At 49.3% G+C, this 17499-nt stretch carries 12 protein-coding genes; 4 read left to right on the forward strand and 8 right to left on the reverse strand.

All coding sequences use genetic code 11. From position 1 onward, the window contains the following. Position 1: 1 nt before the first annotated feature. The 4 genes from FP827_08700 to FP827_08715 all read right to left on the reverse strand — a co-directional run bounded on the left by FP827_08700 (position 2) and on the right by FP827_08715 (position 3041). Positions 2 to 1603 carry a DEAD/DEAH box helicase gene (locus FP827_08700; protein ID MBA3053142.1) on the reverse strand — a complete coding sequence of 534 codons (1602 nt, stop codon included), beginning with the start codon at positions 1601 to 1603 and terminating at the stop codon, positions 2 to 4. 142 nt (positions 1604 to 1745) lie between these two features. Continuing rightward, positions 1746 to 1988: a hypothetical protein gene (locus tag FP827_08705; GenBank protein MBA3053143.1), complete on the reverse strand. Its 243-nt coding sequence runs from the start codon at positions 1986 to 1988 to the stop codon at positions 1746 to 1748. Between the two features lie 73 nt (positions 1989 to 2061). Then, positions 2062 to 2517, reverse strand: coding sequence for a hypothetical protein (locus tag FP827_08710; GenBank protein ID MBA3053144.1), 456 nt, complete (start codon positions 2515 to 2517; stop codon positions 2062 to 2064). Positions 2518 to 2564: 47 nt separating this feature from the next. Continuing rightward, positions 2565 to 3041 carry a hypothetical protein gene (locus tag FP827_08715; protein ID MBA3053145.1) on the reverse strand — a complete coding sequence of 159 codons (477 nt, stop codon included), beginning with the start codon at positions 3039 to 3041 and terminating at the stop codon, positions 2565 to 2567. Between the two features lie 192 nt (positions 3042 to 3233). On the opposite strand from FP827_08715, the gene FP827_08720 reads away from it, so the two are divergent. The 4 genes from FP827_08720 to FP827_08735 are packed head-to-tail and all read left to right on the forward strand — an operon-like array spanning position 3234 to position 7700. Beyond that, a complete protein-coding gene (locus tag FP827_08720; GenBank protein ID MBA3053146.1) occupies positions 3234 to 4133 on the forward strand; it encodes an RluA family pseudouridine synthase in 900 nt (299 codons plus the stop codon). Beyond that, positions 4133 to 4840 carry a hypothetical protein gene (locus FP827_08725; protein ID MBA3053147.1) on the forward strand — a complete coding sequence of 236 codons (708 nt, stop codon included), beginning with the start codon at positions 4133 to 4135 and terminating at the stop codon, positions 4838 to 4840. Before FP827_08720 ends, FP827_08725 begins: the two co-directional genes overlap by 1 nt. Then, positions 4837 to 6540: a polysaccharide biosynthesis tyrosine autokinase gene (locus FP827_08730; GenBank protein MBA3053148.1), complete on the forward strand. Its 1704-nt coding sequence runs from the start codon at positions 4837 to 4839 to the stop codon at positions 6538 to 6540. The genes FP827_08725 and FP827_08730 overlap by 4 nt, the downstream gene beginning before the upstream one ends. Continuing rightward, complete coding sequence (locus FP827_08735; GenBank protein ID MBA3053149.1) at positions 6537 to 7700, forward strand: tetratricopeptide repeat protein; 1164 nt, start codon at positions 6537 to 6539, stop codon at positions 7698 to 7700. The genes FP827_08730 and FP827_08735 overlap by 4 nt, the downstream gene beginning before the upstream one ends. Before the next feature lie 63 nt (positions 7701 to 7763). Here FP827_08735 and FP827_08740 read toward each other — a convergent pair whose 3' ends face one another. The 4 genes from FP827_08740 to FP827_08755 all read right to left on the reverse strand — a co-directional run. Continuing rightward, complete coding sequence (locus tag FP827_08740; protein MBA3053150.1) at positions 7764 to 8684, reverse strand: UPF0164 family protein; 921 nt, start codon at positions 8682 to 8684, stop codon at positions 7764 to 7766. Between the two features lie 21 nt (positions 8685 to 8705). Then, on the reverse strand, positions 8706 to 9887 hold the full coding sequence (locus FP827_08745; protein ID MBA3053151.1) for a hypothetical protein: 1182 nt from the start codon (positions 9885 to 9887) through the stop codon (positions 8706 to 8708). 55 nt (positions 9888 to 9942) lie between these two features. Further along, on the reverse strand, positions 9943 to 11289 hold the full coding sequence (locus FP827_08750; protein ID MBA3053152.1) for a hypothetical protein: 1347 nt from the start codon (positions 11287 to 11289) through the stop codon (positions 9943 to 9945). A gap of 29 nt (positions 11290 to 11318) precedes the next feature. Continuing rightward, a partial coding sequence (locus tag FP827_08755; GenBank protein MBA3053153.1) for a hypothetical protein occupies positions 11319 to 17499 on the reverse strand: 6181 nt, incomplete at its 5' end.

Below are 17499 nucleotides of genomic sequence, written 5' to 3' on the forward strand. Positions count from 1 at the left end.
TTTATTTTTTGTTTTTGACGTGGGCGATGAGCGGTTTCTGCCCTTGTTTCTTGAATCCGGCGATGATCTCTTCCGCGTTTTCAAAGGGCACGGACATGAAAGAAAATTTTTCCAGTATCTGAATATCCCTGATATGCTGTGATTTGATGGACACTTTGCGCATGATGAGCTCAACAAGTTTCCGGGCATCTATATTGTCTTTCTTGCCGAGCGCGACGAAAAGCCGCACCTTCCCGTGCTGATCCAGCTGCTTTCCCTTTGAGGGCGAGTCTTTGATTTTGCCATAGCTGTCGGGACTGAGCTCTTCCTCAAAACAATAGCTGAGGACAGCGGCCAATATTTTTACCGGCTCGTTCTCGCCTATAAGTTTCGCCGCCCAGTCATAATAGGACGCGCCTATTTCTTCCCCTAAGACGAGCGCCAGGTCATCGTGTATCTTTTTCTTTTTGGCGTTGATTATGTCATCCACATTGGGAATCCGCGCTTTTTTAATATCCGTCTTGGCGAAACGCTGTATGAACATGAGCCTGTTATACTCGCTGGGAGTGATGAAGGTTATGGCCGTGCCCTGCTTGCCGGCCCTGCCCGTGCGGCCTATCCTGTGAACATAGGATTCCGGATCCTGCGGCAGCGAATAATTGATAACGTGGGTGAGATCGCTGACGTCTATACCGCGGGCCGCCACATCCGTCGCTACAAGTATGTTCACCTTTTTGTTCTTGAACTGACCGAGCGTCCTTTCTCTCTGCGCCTGCGATATATCCCCGTGGATAGCCACCGCGTCATAACCCCTGTCCTTCAAGTGGGCCGCGACGCCGTCAACATCGCTCTTGGTCCTGCAGAAAACCAGCGCGTAAAAATCATCCTCAATGTCTATTATCCGGCACAGCGCCTCGAATTTATCATGCGCTTTCACCTCAAAATATATCTGTTCCGTCAGATTGGTTATAAGGTTCTCTTTCTTGACCGTGAGAAGTTCGTGGCCGTCCATGTATTTGTTGGCGAGCGCTCTTATCTTTGCCGGTATTGTAGCGGAAAACAGAAGCGTTCTCTTGGCGGGATTCGTGTGCTTCATTATCTCTTCCATGTCCTCAATGAAGCCCATGTTGAGCATCTCGTCGGCTTCATCAAGTATCAGGTGCTCGATTTTGGCCACATTCAGCGTCTTTCTGTTGAGGTGATCTATCACCCTTCCCGGGGTGCCGACCACAATATGCACTCCTTTTTTGAGGCTCCGCAGCTGCTGGTCTATTGACTGGCCGCCGTATATGGGCACCACCCTGATGTCCTTGCTTCCTTTGAGCGAATTTATCTCTTCCGCCACCTGAATGGCGAGCTCCCGGGTCGGGGTCAGAATGAGAGCCTGCACTTTTCTGAGATCCTCTTTGACCATTTCTATGAGCGGCAAACCGAAAGCCGCAGTTTTCCCCGTGCCGGTCTGGGCCTGAGCTATGATGTTCACATCGTCCCTCATCATCAGGGGGATGGTCAATATCTGAATCGGTGTCGGTTCTTCAAACCCTTTTTTATTGATAGCCTTCAGCGCATTCTCTGAAAGGCCGAAATCCTTAAATGTTTTCTTTTCTTCCGTGTTTTCTGTCATCTTTTCCCTCTTTTTTTACTTACAAATTCAATTCAGCAAGCATACACTATTATAAGCGAAAAAGATAGCGGCGGATGGTGGCAGGGCGCGGTGATGGATGGCCCGGGGATTCTCCACCGCCGGGTCCACCCGGGCTGTCATATTAGCTGATTATCGCCAGAGCCGCCCACGGGATCAGGTTGAAAACAAAAATGAGGATCTTGTACATACCGAGGAAGGAGTAGAGCGCGACATTGAATGTTTCCCGCGGCATTGGGAACCACTTGCCGTGCATCTTGTACACAAAATCCCCCGCGCAGACCAGAAGCAGGGATGAAAACATCAATAATCCCATGTTCAAGATCGTGCACCACATAAAAAACCTTGTCATCATCTGAATGTCCATAAAAACCCTCCTGTATAACTTCTTCTCTTCACTGTGAACGCCGCATCCAGCTAAACAATTTTTGAGCACGCGTTTAAATCTTTCGGCTTTTTCTCGCGCTCAGGACAAGCTCCCTGATCTCCGGCGGCAATTGTTTATCCTGCCATTTCCTTTCCACCTCTGTTGATTTGTCCGAATTTTTGACGGCTTTCAGAGCATACCACGCCGCAGCCAGTGAATGGTCGACCATGTGGGCGGTCGCCACAGCGTGACCGACGGCACGAGCCACCGCAATTGCAGTCTTGTTCGAGGACTCATTTGCCACCGCAATCGCGCCTAATGACGCATTCCTCGCATCCCCCACCGAGGCCTCTCCCTGCCTCCACTCTTCAGCCACATTTAGCGCGCTTATAAGCCGCCCGTCTATTGTTTCACCGGATAGATTCAATACATGCCCCGCGCAATCAGAGGCCCATTTAATTAACTGGCAATGCCACTCCTTTTTCAGAGACCCGCCGCGATGAACCGCGACAAAACGCCTGTCCCTCATTAATTTTGCCTCCTCACCAATGAAAAGGCAACCGGCCCCTTGTTCGCCTAATTCGTTTTTGCCAGTAATACGACATAATTTTTCCCGTATTTCTTAGCGCATTTGGGGCAAGCGGTGTAGTAAAAGAATAAATCTTTGATCTCCTGGCCCTTTGCCGTTACATATCGTTCCATCTCCTTGATCCATAGCGGAGTATTTTTGTAATGGCCTTCAAACACTTTTGACAAAAACGTTCCGGAAATAGCGCTTGTTTCTGCCCCCGGCACATCTCTGATTGTTTTAAGATAAATATCCATCCCCCACATGGAATCATGTTTAGATAAGACAATGAATTCTGACCCGGCGGGCACTGCGTTTGCCTCTTTCATCGCATTTACGTTTTTCACCATTTTCGAGCCGAAGTTAAGAGGAATGTGGAAAAAGCACGCGACATGATCTTTTATAAATTTTTTATTTTCCCATTTTATTTCTTTTTCGTCCCATGGGGCGGGATTGAATTCAGGGCAACAAGTTTCTTTGTCCATTTTTTACCTCCGGGTTCAGGCGTTTACTGTTCTACACAATATTTTCCGAGCCTTGTCCTATTTTATTGAATTTTCGTCGGGCTGTCAAAAATCAGACAACGGCGCGTGGGCACTTCGCCTCCGGCAAAATTTAAAACAGATAGCACGGGCGTATTTCAAATATACGACGATAATTGATAGAATGTAATTGCTATGAAAAACGATACGATCCCCCTCAAGCGCTTTATAAATCCCAGGAAAGGGATGCGGCTGGACACATTCCTTCAGTCAAGGATAGAAGGGCACTCTCGGTCATTCATACAATTTTTGATAAAAACGGGCAATGTAAAAGTTGACGGAAAAACTGAAAAAAAACATCACAAACTGAAAGGCAACGAGGAAATATCCGTCAACCTGATAGCCGACCCCGCCACAAATGTGAAAGCGGAAAAAGTTAATTTCAAAGTAATTCACGAAGAAGAAAGCTTTCTCATCATTTCCAAGCCTTCGGGGATCATAACGCATCCCGCCGGAAGAAACTCGTCGGGCACGCTGCTCCAGGGGCTGCTCTTCAAATATCCCCAGCTCAACGACTGGAAGGGGCTGGGCAAGCCGGGACTCGTGCACCGTCTGGACAGGGAAACATCCGGCCTGATGATCGTGGCAAAAACGGCAAACGCCCAGAAAATAATTATGAAACAGTTTTCCGACAGGACCGTCGCCAAACACTATTTAGCCCTTTGTGACGGAAAAGTGACATCCAGCCAGTTCATAGAGGCGTCTATAAAAAGAAACGACTTCAACAGGACCGCTTTTTCCGTAGAAGCTGACGGAAAAAACGCAAAAACCTATATAAGGCCCGTGGCGCAGTTCCCCGGAAAAACGCTTCTGCTGATCAAGATATTCACCGGGCGCACCCATCAGATCAGGGTGCATCTCTCCCACATCGGCTATCCCGTTTCAGGCGACATAAAATACGGCGGTTCGCCGGATGCGCGTATAATGCTGCACTCGTATTCTATAGGTTTTAATCATCCCGAAAACGGAAAACGGCTTTATTTTAAAACAGATCTTCCCGAAGATTTCCCCGACGCAAAAAGCCTCAGTGTATAATGACCGATATAGCATTGACCAAATATATAAAGCAAAATCCTCAAATCTCGCTTAAAATTTGGTATAATGCGGAAATGTATATTTTGCGATCTATTTTTCTGGCGGCGATGCTTATCGCGCAGCTCTGCGGAGCTTCCGACAATGAAGATTACCGGCTGCAGGCGGGCGACGAGATCGAGATATTCGTCTGGCAGAATCCCGATATAAGCCGGACGCTGACAATAGAAAACAACGGCGAAATATCATACATCCTCATGGAAAACATACCGGCCTCAGGTCTCACAAGGGAAGAGCTCGCCGGGAAAATAACCGAAAAACTTTCCGCCTATATAGAAAATCCGAAAGTGTCGGTGATAGTTAAAAAATTCATAAGAAGACAGGTTTATGTAATAGGCCAGCTCAACAAGCCCGGCACATATCCCCTGAAAAAAGATATGCGGCTCCTTGAACTCATCGCTCTTGCCGGCAGCTTCTCCGATTCCGCGAAAGAGAGCGAACTGGAAATAATACGCGGCGACAAAATAATAAAAGTGAACGCCGGTGCCATCATGCGGCGGGAGCAGGACGATATCATACTGGAAGCCGGAGATATCGTCAGCGCTCCGCGCTCCGCGCTGTCAAACACAAATGTCGCCATAAGGCAGATATCGCCCATACTGACATTTCTCACGACGATTATGACCGTAGCCATTCTGATAATTTTATGATAGAAGAAGACGAGATAGACCTCCGACAGATATACGCTCTGGCCTGCAAACACAAGCTTCTTATTTTTTTGTTTTTCGTAGCGGGGATCGCCGCCGCGATTATCGCAACAATGATCAAAACCCCGGTTTACCGCGCAAGCGCCATGCTGCTGATAGAAAAGAAATCGGGAGGCGGACTGCAGGAAGCCATAGGTTTTGAGATGACACAAAACGATTATTATCAAACCCAGTATTCCATCATAACAAGCCGTAGTATAGCTGAAAAAGTGGCGGCGGCGGTCAACGCCCGCAAAAAAAACGGATCCCCAAGAGACCTAACCACCGGGTTCATGGGCAATGTATCGGTTGATCCCGTAAAGAGCAGCCGGCTTGTAAAGATCAGCTATGACAGCATCTACCCGGCGGAGGCAAGTGAAGTGGTCAACACACTCGCCGAAGTATACATATCGGAAAATCTGAAGAGCCGGCTGCTTCTCTCCCACGGCATACTGGATAAAATCTCATCGGCAAAAGGAGCATCCGTCTCCGAAGATGACAGCGATATAAACTCTCTCCCGCAGATACTCAACAACCCTCTGCTACAGAGGCTGAAAGGCGATCTCATTTCCCTGCAGGTGAAACTCGCGAGCCTCTCCACAAAATACAAAGACAATTATCCCGAGATCATCGGCTTAAAAAAGGCCGTGGACATAATGAAAGAAAAAATAAGAGAGGAAACCCTCAACATAATCTCCAGCATAAAATCCGAGCTTGAGGGCAAACTCACCGTAAACAACATACGCGTGATCGACACCGCTGAAACACCCAAAAAACCGATTCTGCCTAACAAGCGCAAAAACCTTCTGCTAGGCTCATTCAGCGGACTTGCCCTGGGGATACTCGCGGCATTCCTGCTGGAATTTCTTGATAACAGCATTAAAACAAAGGACGATATAGAACATTACCTTTCAGTCCCTTTCCTCGGCTATATTCCGCGAGTCGCGGACGGCTTCAAAAATGTAATTGATTTAACCAAAGACCTTGATTCAAGACAGCACTCTCATTTTGCCGAATCTCTCAGAAACATACGGGTCAGTATCAATTTCGCCGGCGAGATCCGCTCACTGCTGATAACAAGCACCATGCCGGGCGAGGGGAAAACAAGTTTCGCCGTGGCTCTTTCGCATATTCTGGCGCACGCGGAAAACAGCGTTGTTCTCATAGACACGGATCTGCGGAAACCTAAAATACAGGGGATTTTCGGCATAGACACATCGCCGGGACTCAGCGGCTACCTGAGCGGCCAGGCCGGTCTTGAAAAAATTATACACAAAACGGAAATACCCAATCTCGCTATCATCCCCGCTGGCGTAATACCCCCGAACCCTTCCGAACTGCTTGAACGGGACACCTTCGGAAAACTGCTGAAGAAGCTCAGGGAACAATTCCGCTGGGTGATATTTGACAGCCCTCCCATCTTTCCCGTAAGCGACGCCGTGATAATCTCAAAAATAACCGAAGGCACCGTGTATCTCATAGATTTCGGCAAAACAAAAAAAGAACCGGCGAAGGAAGGAAAAGAAAAACTTGAAAAAGCGGGCGCGAAAATAATAGGCGCCGTTATTAACAATATAGATATCGAAAAACACAAATATTATTACCCCTACTACAGCTACTATCACTATTACGGCGGCGGGGAAAAAGGAGAAGATTCCAAATGAAAAAATTAAGTTTTTTTGCGGCTGTAAAGTCCGCGGGTTTCGGCGCGACGGTTGTGTGCCTTATCGCGTTCCAGTCATCCGCCCGAGGATTTCTGACAAACACTGTTGAAACACCTTCCGCTCAAACGCTCGGCCACGGCATTATAGAATTCGGCGGGGGGGCGGGAGTTTATAAACCGGCGAACTCCGACACATACAGCAACGATAAAAACGCCTGGGGCAATTTCGGCGTGACGGAACGGCTCGAGGGCGGTCTCACTCTCTACACGAGCACCATGGCCGCGGCAAACATAAAACTGCTTCTCATTAAGGGCGGGAAACTGCCTTCTCTGGCGGTGGGCGTAAACAACATAACCGGCAAAACAAACGAAACTTTTTCCACTGGAGCGCCTGGCGACACGGCTGTTTCAAATTCGGTTTACTGCGTTCTCAGCCAGGATTTAAAAATAAGCGGAAGCGTTCTGACAATATCGGCTGGCAGAGGCAACAGGGGCTTTGTTGACAAGACGGGAGACTATAAAAACCTGCACGGGACTTTCGCGGGCCTGAAATTGAACGCCGGGCAGGTCTGCGCGGCTGTTGAAGAAGACGGCAGAGATGTGAATTGTTCGCTTGCCTTCAATTTCCCCACGGGAATGAGCGTGGGAGCCAGCGCGCGCAATCTGAAAGAAAACTTCGCGCCTAAAGTCTTCGGGGTTTTTTTGAATTTCAGTAACACCATGATAGAGCAGCGGATCACCGCTCTTGAAGCTAAAATAAAAATTCTTTCCGGCGAAACCGCGCCGGTTGAAGCGTCTAAAATTTCAGCCGAGAGGATGGCCGCCGAGGAGAAGCGGAAAAAAGAATCGGAAACTAAACTGCGAACAGCAAAGATCAAAACATATTTTATGGAAGGTCATAAGCTCTTCGCTGAAGAAAAGTATCCTCAATCAATAGAATTTTTCGAGAAAGTCCTTGAACAGAACCCCGGCCATGCGGAAGCGGCAAAATACCTGAAGACAGCTAAAATTAAAACATATTTCATGGAAGGCCATAAGCTCTTCTCGGAAACAAAATACACTCAATCAATAAAGTTTTTTGAGAAAGTTATCGACCTGAGCCCCGGCCACGCGGCCTCAGAAGATTATATCAAACGCGCGCGTACACAGCTGAAACAATAAGTTTACCCTGAATATAGCGGCGGTGGGCAGCCGTAAACCCGCGATTCCGGCGGAAATTAATTCTTAGAATTTGCCCGACAGCGACAGCCGGTAAGTGTCGTCGAAATCTCCGTAAGGCACCCAGGCAAAATCCAGATTATAGGAGCCCATGCCCAGTCCGAAACCGGCCGAGAAACCGTCTATGGTGTCAAAATCGTTGAGTGTCTTATAACCCATCCTCACGGGGAATTTCACGGCTTCCACAGGAAGCATATATTCAAAACCTATGTTCAGATTCACCTCGTTGTCCCTCGGCAGATTGAGATCCGCGGCAACTGTCATCTGGGGGGAGACTTCCACGCCCATTCCGAGCTTTATAACGGAAGGCAGATTGTCCTCTTGCGCGCTAAACTTTATCTTCGTCCCGAAATCTTTTAGCGCGATGGCCAGCGACATCGGTTTCCCTGAGAGACTCAATCCTTTTTTTATAATACCGGCATCGGCGGCGATGGCGACATTGGACGAATCGCTGCCTATGCTCGATTTCAGCGCTTTGACGGTAAAACCCGCATCCAGACCGGCGTGCTTTTTGGCATAGCTTATTCCGACAGCGCTGTCATTGGCGTTAAATGTGCCAACCGGCGCGGAGGTGTCCGCCACCCTTCTTTCAAATTCATCTATCGCAAGATAGGTCATGCTCAAGCCTAACACGGCGCCCCCGGCGGGAAATGCCGCTCCGAGAAATTCTATTGAGGTGTCCTCGAACCAGTCCGTGTGCATGGCGAGCACTTCTCTGCTCTCAAGAGAGGCGATCCCGGCCGGATTCCAGTATAGAGCGCTCACATCCGTCAGCGCCGCCGCTGCGCCTCCCATACCCATGGCGCGCGCACCCATGCCTATCTTAAGAAACTGCGCTCCGCATGTCCCGGCGTCGCTTTTGCTCATCCACGCGAAAGACTCGCCCGTCAACAAAATCAGACCCGCTAAAATTAAAATTTTTTTCATTTTTTATTCCTCCGGTAATTATCAGAATTCATACACAACCCCCGCGTCAAAATTATACGTGTCATAATTGTATTTGTACACCGCCTCGTAATCCTGGTTTGAATCCTGGGTGAAATAATTGGCGGACACTTTCGCTTTTAGTTTCCTGCTCAATCTATAAGAGCTCCCCAGCGACACGAAATGTGTTTTGTTCTGCACCTTTGAAGAAGTGTAATCGCTGTTGGCTTTCTGTGTGAGGCGCCCTTCATAATTTTTAATGCCGTATTTATAGGCGCAGCTCACCTGAAATTTATTGCCGAAAGACACGACCGGCCCCGCGGAATATGAATTATAGTCGTAATAATTGTCCACGAATTTAGGAGCTGCCGCGTCAAAATGGTCCTGATTCGAGCGATTTACGACGGCTCCGAGCGTGAGCCCCGCCGAAAAAGAACCAAACAACCGGGAATAAACCATATCCAGCGACGAGGTCCTGTCGTTCCTCTTCGTCAGAGTGTACTCGCCCTGCGGATCTATGAGGTTCTGATCGGGGAAATCCTTGAGCATGAAATTAAGGTTCACATCAACTATTGATTTAGGATTCAGCTTTTTCAGGCCTCTGAAATAAATATTGACGCCGCTGAAATCAAGTATGTTGGTCCCCGGAAAGACTTCCTGTCCGTAAAGCGCCGACGCCAGCGAAGCGTATTCGGGGAACTTCACTTTCATTATATCAAAGGAGCCGATGAACTTATCCATGCCCATGCAGTTTTGCGTTTCATTCTCTATACCGAGGGTGAATTTCTCAAAATCAAAAAGGCCTTCGCCCCAGTCCTCATCCGTTGTTTCCCTGAAATAGTTAAAAACATAACCAGTCTTGAGTTTGAATTTATGTTCTGGAGAAAGTTTATTGACAAGACGCAGCGTAAAATTATGGCTCATCGAGTCCTGATAGAGCGTGCCGCCGCCAAGGAGCTCATAGACGCTTTTAGAGCCCCTGTAATTACCATAGTATCCCGGAAGGAGCACAACACTCTCGCTGAATTTGACAGCGGGCACGGCGGCGATGTTGAAATTGCCTCCGGAAGCGGAACTCTCACCCTCAAAAAAAGAAGCGCCGCCGGTAAGATTAATCTCTCCCACGGGAATGATCTCCGCCGCATAGAGCGGAATCAGTAGAACACAAGCTGCCGCAACAATTAAAGTTTTTTTCATATCAATCACTTAATTTTCTCCTTCATTGTTTTTTATCATTCCCATTTTAAATTTACCCGCAGGCTTATCTCATCCCAGCCTGTTCAAATATAGACGGCTCTACAACAATATCAATTTTGCCATCGACACCGCCAAAATTATTGCTGCTGAAAACGAATTCTTCATTATAACCACTGTACGAATTTGCAGCTGTCGCTAATTGCCCTTCATCATCAATGAAATAATAATCTTCTTTATAATTCCCCGGAATATCGCTTGTATAACTATCATGTCCTTTTCCGCCAATACCGATTTGCTCAGTGTAATTAAAAGCGACAAGCGTTGCTCCATCCTGTCTTATGGCTCGCTCAACTCCGTTTTCATATATCGACCAATCTGTGACCGATGCGGCGGCATCCCAGTTCGTTCTTTTTTTCGTCCACTCAACGGAATCAACCGTGTTTGAAGCGGCGCAATCATGCTGTTTGACCCAATAATCCGGAGCTGCGGTCCAAACCTGATTATCTGTTTTCTCAAAAGCAATCTGATTCGCGACTGAAAGATCCGCGGGCAAGTCCGTGTTGAATGTCGCCAGCCATGTGAAATAATCAAACCTGTTGTCTCTTTCATTAAGAGCGACGAACTTGAACTGGTCCGACTGGGGCCTGACTATGTATTCCTCTATCCTGACGCGTTTGCCAAAATAGTCCACCATCGTCTTTCCCTGCTCGTATTCGGCATTTTTAATTTCTGTCGCCGCGGCCGCCTGCACCTGCTCCTTGGTCATATCCATTCTGACTTCATTCATAAATTCCGCTTTTGTCATCAGCACTTCTCTCGCTGTGGGAGCGAAACTCAGATCAGCGGCCTGTTCCGGAGCGATTCCGGGCAGGATCTCAAGGAACTGATTCTGCCTGATATAAATTTCCTCGCCTATTCCCGAAATCTCACGGGCGGAAACAACGCCGGCAAAAACATTCACTCTGGTTTTTCCGCTCTTATCCACGATGACGCTAAACTTCGTACCGCGGACCGCGCAGACGGAGGCGGGAGTTTTTACGGCGAAGGATACATTTTCTTCTTTTAGTTTTTCAATCTTGTTCGTCAATTCACCCATTGCCATATCCAAAAGAGTGTCGGTGTCGCTGAGTTTCGCGATTCTTACATCCGTTGACGGGCCTATATCCACCTGACTCCCCGTGTCCAGGACAAGAGACGCTTTTCCGCCGGGGCCGGTCTTTATGACATCATTTTCCTGCAGATAAAGGCCTTTTGTCAGCAGTGTCCAAAGCGCAGGAAGCGGCTCGGAAACAGACTCTGCTCCTGAGCGCGAATACTCTGCCTTTCCGCCCACATCCGTCACAATGGCACTCGCCGCGAAAGCGGAAACAGCCAGCCCAGCAGACATTAAAGCTATCATAATTCTTTTCATATAACCTCCATACTCGGGGACAGCCCCTCTTATCTTATTATCGCTATCTTTCCTCTGTCTCTGCCCTGTCCGGCCGTTTCAACGATGTAGAAATACACGCCGGAGGCGATTCTGCCGCCGTTGGAATTTTTCAAATCCCAGGTGATTATGTTTTCTCCGTCCCATGAAAGATCGGAGTCGCCGGGACCAAAGGCCTTTTTGAGGCTCTGTGAAGCTGACCACACCTGCTCGCCTGTGACCGTATATATCCTGACCTCGCCGTTGACAGTGGTTCCGGCGGCAACCTCGGCCGCGGTGCCGGGCACGCACACCTTGATGCTCAAGCTGTTAGTGCGGCAGGGATTCGGGAACACATAGGCCTTAAAGGCATCCTCATAGGGATTTGACACGATCGTCACGACAGCGGAACGCATAATATACTCTCCGGAATTATCTTCCAGATGCAGATCATAGGAACCCGCCGGGGCCGCCGGATCTGCCGAAATTACAAACTGCACAGTCAGCGTGGTTGTAGAGCAGGGGGCAATGGTACTGCCCGTAATGAAATAACCCTCTGACACATTGTCCAGTTTGATAATATCTAACGCCTCGTCATTAAACTTGTCAAGGCCTGTGCCGGTTATGGTCAGAGTTATCGTGTTACCGGGACTTGCCGTGCCGGATACCGTGACAGAACTGACATTAACCGTGCTGCTTGATGAATTCACAGTAAAAGCATTCGCGAGAGTGCCGTAGCCGTTGTCGGCATTTGTCGCAGTCACATTCCTTGCCCCGGTGGCCGCTCCGCCGTCTATAACGACATTCCATGCCGTTAGCTGAGTGGAACTCACTCTTGTAATGGAACTTACGCTGATTCCGGTCGGGTCGAATGTAACAGTAACGCCGTCCTTAAAGCCTGTTCCGGTCACTGTTATAGACGGTATTGTCGTACCCTGCTCACCGCTGGCGGGAGAAACAGAAGTCACCGTCGGATTGACGACCGTTGCGGCCGGGACCGCTGAAAGCTTGAACACGGCAAAATACGAGAAATGACTCGTCTGAACCGTTATCGTGTTATTTTCCTCGTCTATAACCGGCGCGCTGTCTACGAGATTCCACTCCGCGTTGGATGAAGCCGTGGACGAATAGACATAAAGCAAATCGGTCGCCGGATGTGTGGAAATAGACGAATCGTATTCAAAAGTCAGTTCCACCGTCTGGCTTGCCGCTATTGAGGCGAGAGGCCCGCTGACAAGGCGCGCCTTGACCTCATAAAGAGCGCTGGCCGCGGCTGTCGCAAGCTCCGGCCCGTTAAAAGACGGCATCGCCGCGCCGTAGCGCGCGGTGTAGAAACTGTCTCTTGTGGTGGCATAGGCCTGGATAGCGGCCGCTGACCTCACACCCGATGCCGAAGGCGCGGGCGCGGGAACTGATTCGCCCGGAAAAGCGGTCTTGCCGACTGTGACCTTCACATCCGAACCGGTATCCATACTCCCCGTCGGCACATAGACCGAGCTGTCATCGCCGTTGCCTATGTCAACGGTTCCGCCGAAAGTGGGGTTGATGTTCTTCTGCGCGTAATTATCCCACGCTTTGTAGAATGTGTAGGCGAAAGGATAATCGCCGCTTCCGGTGTAATCAGCGGGCGACTGCTTATTGCCCTTCAAATCTGTACCCTGAAAGTGATAAGCTATGGAATTCTGCGCGCCTGAAAAAGTGAATACAGCGCTTATGTCCGTCTTATTCAAAGACATAGCGGCGCTGTCAAAAGCGCCGGCAACCAATGTTCCCGATGAACAATAAACACCGTCCAGAATAATCACATTTGAAACCTTGCTTTCGCGGAGAGGCTCGGAAGCAAAGGCTTCTATCGTGATGGTGTTGGAGGATTTCTTTACCCAGCTGATAAAACTCGGAGCGTTGTCCTGAAAGATGAAATTATATGTCTGGGCGTTCTGCGTTATCATCTGCGATTCCGGCGCCATGAACAGAGCGTGACCTTCCATCGGCAGAACAACGGTGTAAGAGACATTTTTGCGCAAACCGGGGATTCTATAGCTTTCTATTTCCCCCGTGCCGCTGTTGGTGATGAGCTCACCGAAAACAAGGTCTGTCATGTCCTGATTTGAAGCCACAACTTCTTCAACTTCCGTGTTTTTGACCTTGCTCCCGTCGGCCTTGGTGAAAACGCCCGACAGCGCGGATCCCGTGGAAAGAGTGATGGTTCCCATTGCGACAGTTCCCGACGATATTTCTATACCTTTAATAAATTCCGAGCAGAAACCTTTCACCACCGCGCGCATGTTATATCTGCCGTCACTGAGGCCCATAATGGTAAAAGAAGATTTCCATCTGCCCGGCCCTGCATCGGGCCCTTCCCAGAAGGGCGCTCTGCTAATCGTCTGATAGCCGTCAAAAGGATCTGAGTATCTTTCGCCGGCGGACTGGACAACAATAAAAGCGCCGTAAGTTTTAAGGCCGGCCTTTTCATCACCACCGAATCCCTGCGTCAGTATTTCCATATCATCCTTGGATGAAAGCAGAGGCGTCCTCACAACGCCCGTTATCCCCTTGGTCGGAAGCGTCACTGTCAAAACCGTATTGGTGCTTCCTACAAGAACATTTTTTTTGACAGCCGGAGCGTAATAAGATTCCTCTTCCCACCTGTCCCACACCTCAGGGCGAGGCGCGGCCGTCAGTTTCCAGTAAACGACTTCCGGAGCAAGCCCCTTCAGCACGAATTTTCCCTCAGAATCTGTCCTGAAATCGGACCAGCCGTCCGTCATTCCGAGCATGGGATCGGCCTCAACTTTCACATTAGGGACGGGATTACCCGCGACATCCTTCACGATGCCCTTAATATTTCTGCCTTTCTTTAATTCTATCGTACCCAGATTAACATCGGCGGTTGAATCAGGGACAATGACGCCCACTATCTTCTTATGCACATAGGCGTAAGAAAGATCGCTCTTGCTGTATTGCACTTCCACTTCATAAGTGCCCGCCGGCAGATTCTTCAATTTGAAAGCGCCGGTCGTGGAACTGATTTTAATGTCAGCAGGTGCCCATGAGTCATTATAATCGCGCGTCTCCCTGTGCGTTCCTTCCTGCCGGGGAATGCCCTGGCATCTCACCCTGACACCGTCATAAATCACGCTTCCCGTGTCTTTATCTCTCAGCACCCCGGTGATATTGGCGCCTTTTTTAAGCATTAATGTGCCCAGATCAATCGTTTTTGTGGAACCGGCGGGGATCTCAAACGGCACAATGGCATTCTTATAACTCTGGTCCCACACGCGCACCATGGCATTGTACTTGCCGGGATATATGGAAGTAAAAGAGAAACTCTGCGTCGGGCTGTTAAGCGTGCTCGGCATGCTCGCGATACCGAAATTGCTGTAATCCACAAAATCAATGGACTTACCGGGGGCAACCGGCATGTAATGTTCCCTGCTCACCAGCTCCATCCAGTAATGGCCCTCGACGCCGCTCACTGACCTCTGCACCGTGCCTTTGACCTTGACACCGTCAATCAGCGTCAGCGGATCAAGATTTTTGGTTTCACCCGTCGCAAGCGGCACCATTGGCGTGAGCGACGCAAGGTCGGCGTTGGGGCTGAACTGCCCGCCGAACATAGCCGCCAGCGCGCCTCCGTCGTTAGTGTTGTCAAAATAAAGCGGCGGCATAATAATATAACTGCCTTCGGCCAGGCCGCGGATCGTGTAAGAGGCCACCGTGGGAGACCAGACTTCCAGCGAAGCTTTAAGACGGGAATCTATAATATTCCCGCCCTGCTGCATCTGTTTGACAGACATCGCCATCACCGCTAAATTCATGGGCGGGCCTTCCAGCTGTGTTCCGGTGTGGTCATAGATATAATAAGTCTGGGTGCTGGCATTATAAACATCATTCCACGTCGGATATTTTGCGGAATTGAGCACAAGGGTTCCGCTTATCCGGCCGGCCGGTTTCAGGAAAATGTCCCCGAGCGGATAATTCTCGCCATTGTTGACGCGCGCCCTCTTCTGCACCATGCCATAATTACCCAGAGGCATGCCGTTCACATCCGTCTCCATAATCGTGACAACATATTCCCCCGTCCTGAGTTCGTCAATAGAAAAATTGCCGCTTGCGTCAGGATGGAGGGCGGCATTGTTGCTAGGCATGCCCTGATTCCAGAGCATTTCACAGCTTATGGTTATAGACATTGAATCCACCGGAGCGCTATACTGGTCAAGAATCCTTCCGTTTATTGAACCGGAGAAGGGATTAAAAGTGATGGTCTTCGTGCTTCCGGCGTCAATTTTCTGCCAGCGGCCTTCCTGTTCAAAACCGTTGTTAAGGCCCCAAATATTCATCTGGTACTGCCTGCCCGCTGTCAGGCCCGCGATAACATAAGGCATTTGCACAGAGCTGAATGAACTTATAGGTACAGAAAAACCTATATTTTTTCCCTGATGAGTGGCCTCGTCAAAAGCGTCAATATTCAGCCATATTTTTTTCACGCCGCCGTCGTCCCATGACTGATTCAAATAAATCGCGTATGTTGACGGTGACCAGTTGATGACCATGTTGCCGCTTATCGTCACGCCTTCATCCATTACCACGGCTTCGGCTTTCGTCATAAGAAGGCTCGTCGCGCCCACGGAAACCGTCGTGTCGGTTGATGCGTAGAACTGGCTATTGAAACTCAGAAAGTAAGTCGTGTTCGGAGTAACATTCCAGACGGTAAAAGGCATTGTTGTGGAATCAATGCCTATATCCCACTGATTCTGATCCCATTCCCTCTGCCCCCAGGCCCAGACCGAGTTATCGGCCGTGTGAGCGTTGACATCAACATATCTCTGCTGGAGCTCGCTGATGTTGGTGCTCATTATAACGATGTATCCTTTTATATCCACCGCCGGATTCAGGACTATCGCCATCTGATAAAATGTCGCGCCGGCTCCGAGAACGCCGCCCAAAGCTGCAGGTTTAAGAACCACAGTCGTTGATATTGACACATACTTATTCGCATTTGCTCTGATGTTGTAAGTCCCTTCCACCAGAGGAAGAACGCACACTGCGCTTGAAGCCCCGCTTGAAATCCTGAAATTAGACCAGCCGCCGTCAGCGCTGTTTATGCTCCACGCGTCAAGATTCCCCCACAATTCGGTGACAGTGTTTCCCCACTGATCAGTGTAAGGCGTAAACGGCGCGAGTAGCTGTATCGTGGCCGTGATTTTAACGCCGGTGCCGAGCTCAAAATTCTGCCAGGCCTCATCACCCGAAAGAGAAACATTCTGCTCGCGTTTAGTGGTGTAACCCGCCTTACGGGCTTCCATAAAATAAGTGCCCTCGGCCATACCTCTCATCTTATATACGCCATTCTCATCTGTATAAGTGTGATTCCAGCTGTACTGATTCCCCGCGTTCACCTCGGCAAACGCCGCGGGCCCGCCGCCGGATTCACTGGGGAGCGTGACCGTGCCCCTGATAACGCCCACCCCTGACACCGTTACAATCGTGGAAGTGGAATCTCCCAGCAGCAAAGTCTGCGGTGAAAAATACGGCGCCGCGACTTCAACAAAAATTTTACATTCGCCGTTCAGGGGAATTCTCTTCAGCCAGTCCCATGAAAAATTAACAGAAACCGTCCTGGTCAGCGTCTTGGTTGAACCGTCGCGCAAAGCGAAATCTTCCTGGGGTATCCAGTCCCAGAAATCATAATCCGAATTCGCCTGAATGGCGTCAAGCTCCTGATAACTGAGCTTTAATGCCTCTTTTGCTTCCAATGTGAGCGAATTAAAATAACCCCACCAGTCATTACCGTTAATATTGTAGTAAGAGCTTGAGGTTGAAATCGCTGTTCCGGGAATAAAATGCGGAGCGTCATTCTCCCACATGACCTGTTCCCATCTGAAAGTGTCCGCTATGCCGTTGTTATTGGTATCGGCCACAATTCTGAGCTGAGCGCCGCCGGAGGTCTGTATTGACGGGTTTGTCGACACCAGCACATAATTGATTCTTAGTTCATCGTCGATATTATCTCCGTTTGGTGATATTGTAGCATCACCACCGTCGGAAGTGACGGAAATAGATTCAAATGAAACGGGAATTCCTGCTCCTGTGTCATAATAAGTGTAACCGCCTGTCCCGGCAGTCATGTAATCGTAATTATATTCAAATGTTACCGAACTCGAATCTAACGCCGTGACTCTGATGACTGTTTCTACACCCTCGTTCGAAAGA

The organism is Candidatus Omnitrophota bacterium (assembly GCA_013791745.1).
In the GTDB taxonomy this organism is placed as follows: Bacteria; CG03; CG03; order CG03; family CG03; genus CG03.

Excerpts from the sequence above, each read along its gene's own strand:
- FP827_08700 (MBA3053142.1), bottom strand. The coding sequence starts at position 1,603 with ATGACAGAAAACACGGAAGAAAAGAAAACATTTAAGGATTTCGGCCTT.
- FP827_08705 (MBA3053143.1), bottom strand. The coding sequence starts at position 1,988 with ATGGACATTCAGATGATGACAAGGTTTTTTATGTGGTGCACGATCTTG.
- FP827_08710 (MBA3053144.1), bottom strand. The coding sequence starts at position 2,517 with ATGAGGGACAGGCGTTTTGTCGCGGTTCATCGCGGCGGGTCTCTGAAA.
- FP827_08715 (MBA3053145.1), bottom strand. The coding sequence starts at position 3,041 with ATGGACAAAGAAACTTGTTGCCCTGAATTCAATCCCGCCCCATGGGAC.
- FP827_08720 (MBA3053146.1), top strand. The coding sequence starts at position 3,234 with ATGAAAAACGATACGATCCCCCTCAAGCGCTTTATAAATCCCAGGAAA.
- FP827_08725 (MBA3053147.1), top strand. The coding sequence starts at position 4,133 with ATGACCGATATAGCATTGACCAAATATATAAAGCAAAATCCTCAAATC.
- FP827_08730 (MBA3053148.1), top strand. The coding sequence starts at position 4,837 with ATGATAGAAGAAGACGAGATAGACCTCCGACAGATATACGCTCTGGCC.
- FP827_08735 (MBA3053149.1), top strand. The coding sequence starts at position 6,537 with ATGAAAAAATTAAGTTTTTTTGCGGCTGTAAAGTCCGCGGGTTTCGGC.
- FP827_08740 (MBA3053150.1), bottom strand. The coding sequence starts at position 8,684 with ATGAAAAAAATTTTAATTTTAGCGGGTCTGATTTTGTTGACGGGCGAG.
- FP827_08750 (MBA3053152.1), bottom strand. The coding sequence starts at position 11,289 with ATGAAAAGAATTATGATAGCTTTAATGTCTGCTGGGCTGGCTGTTTCC.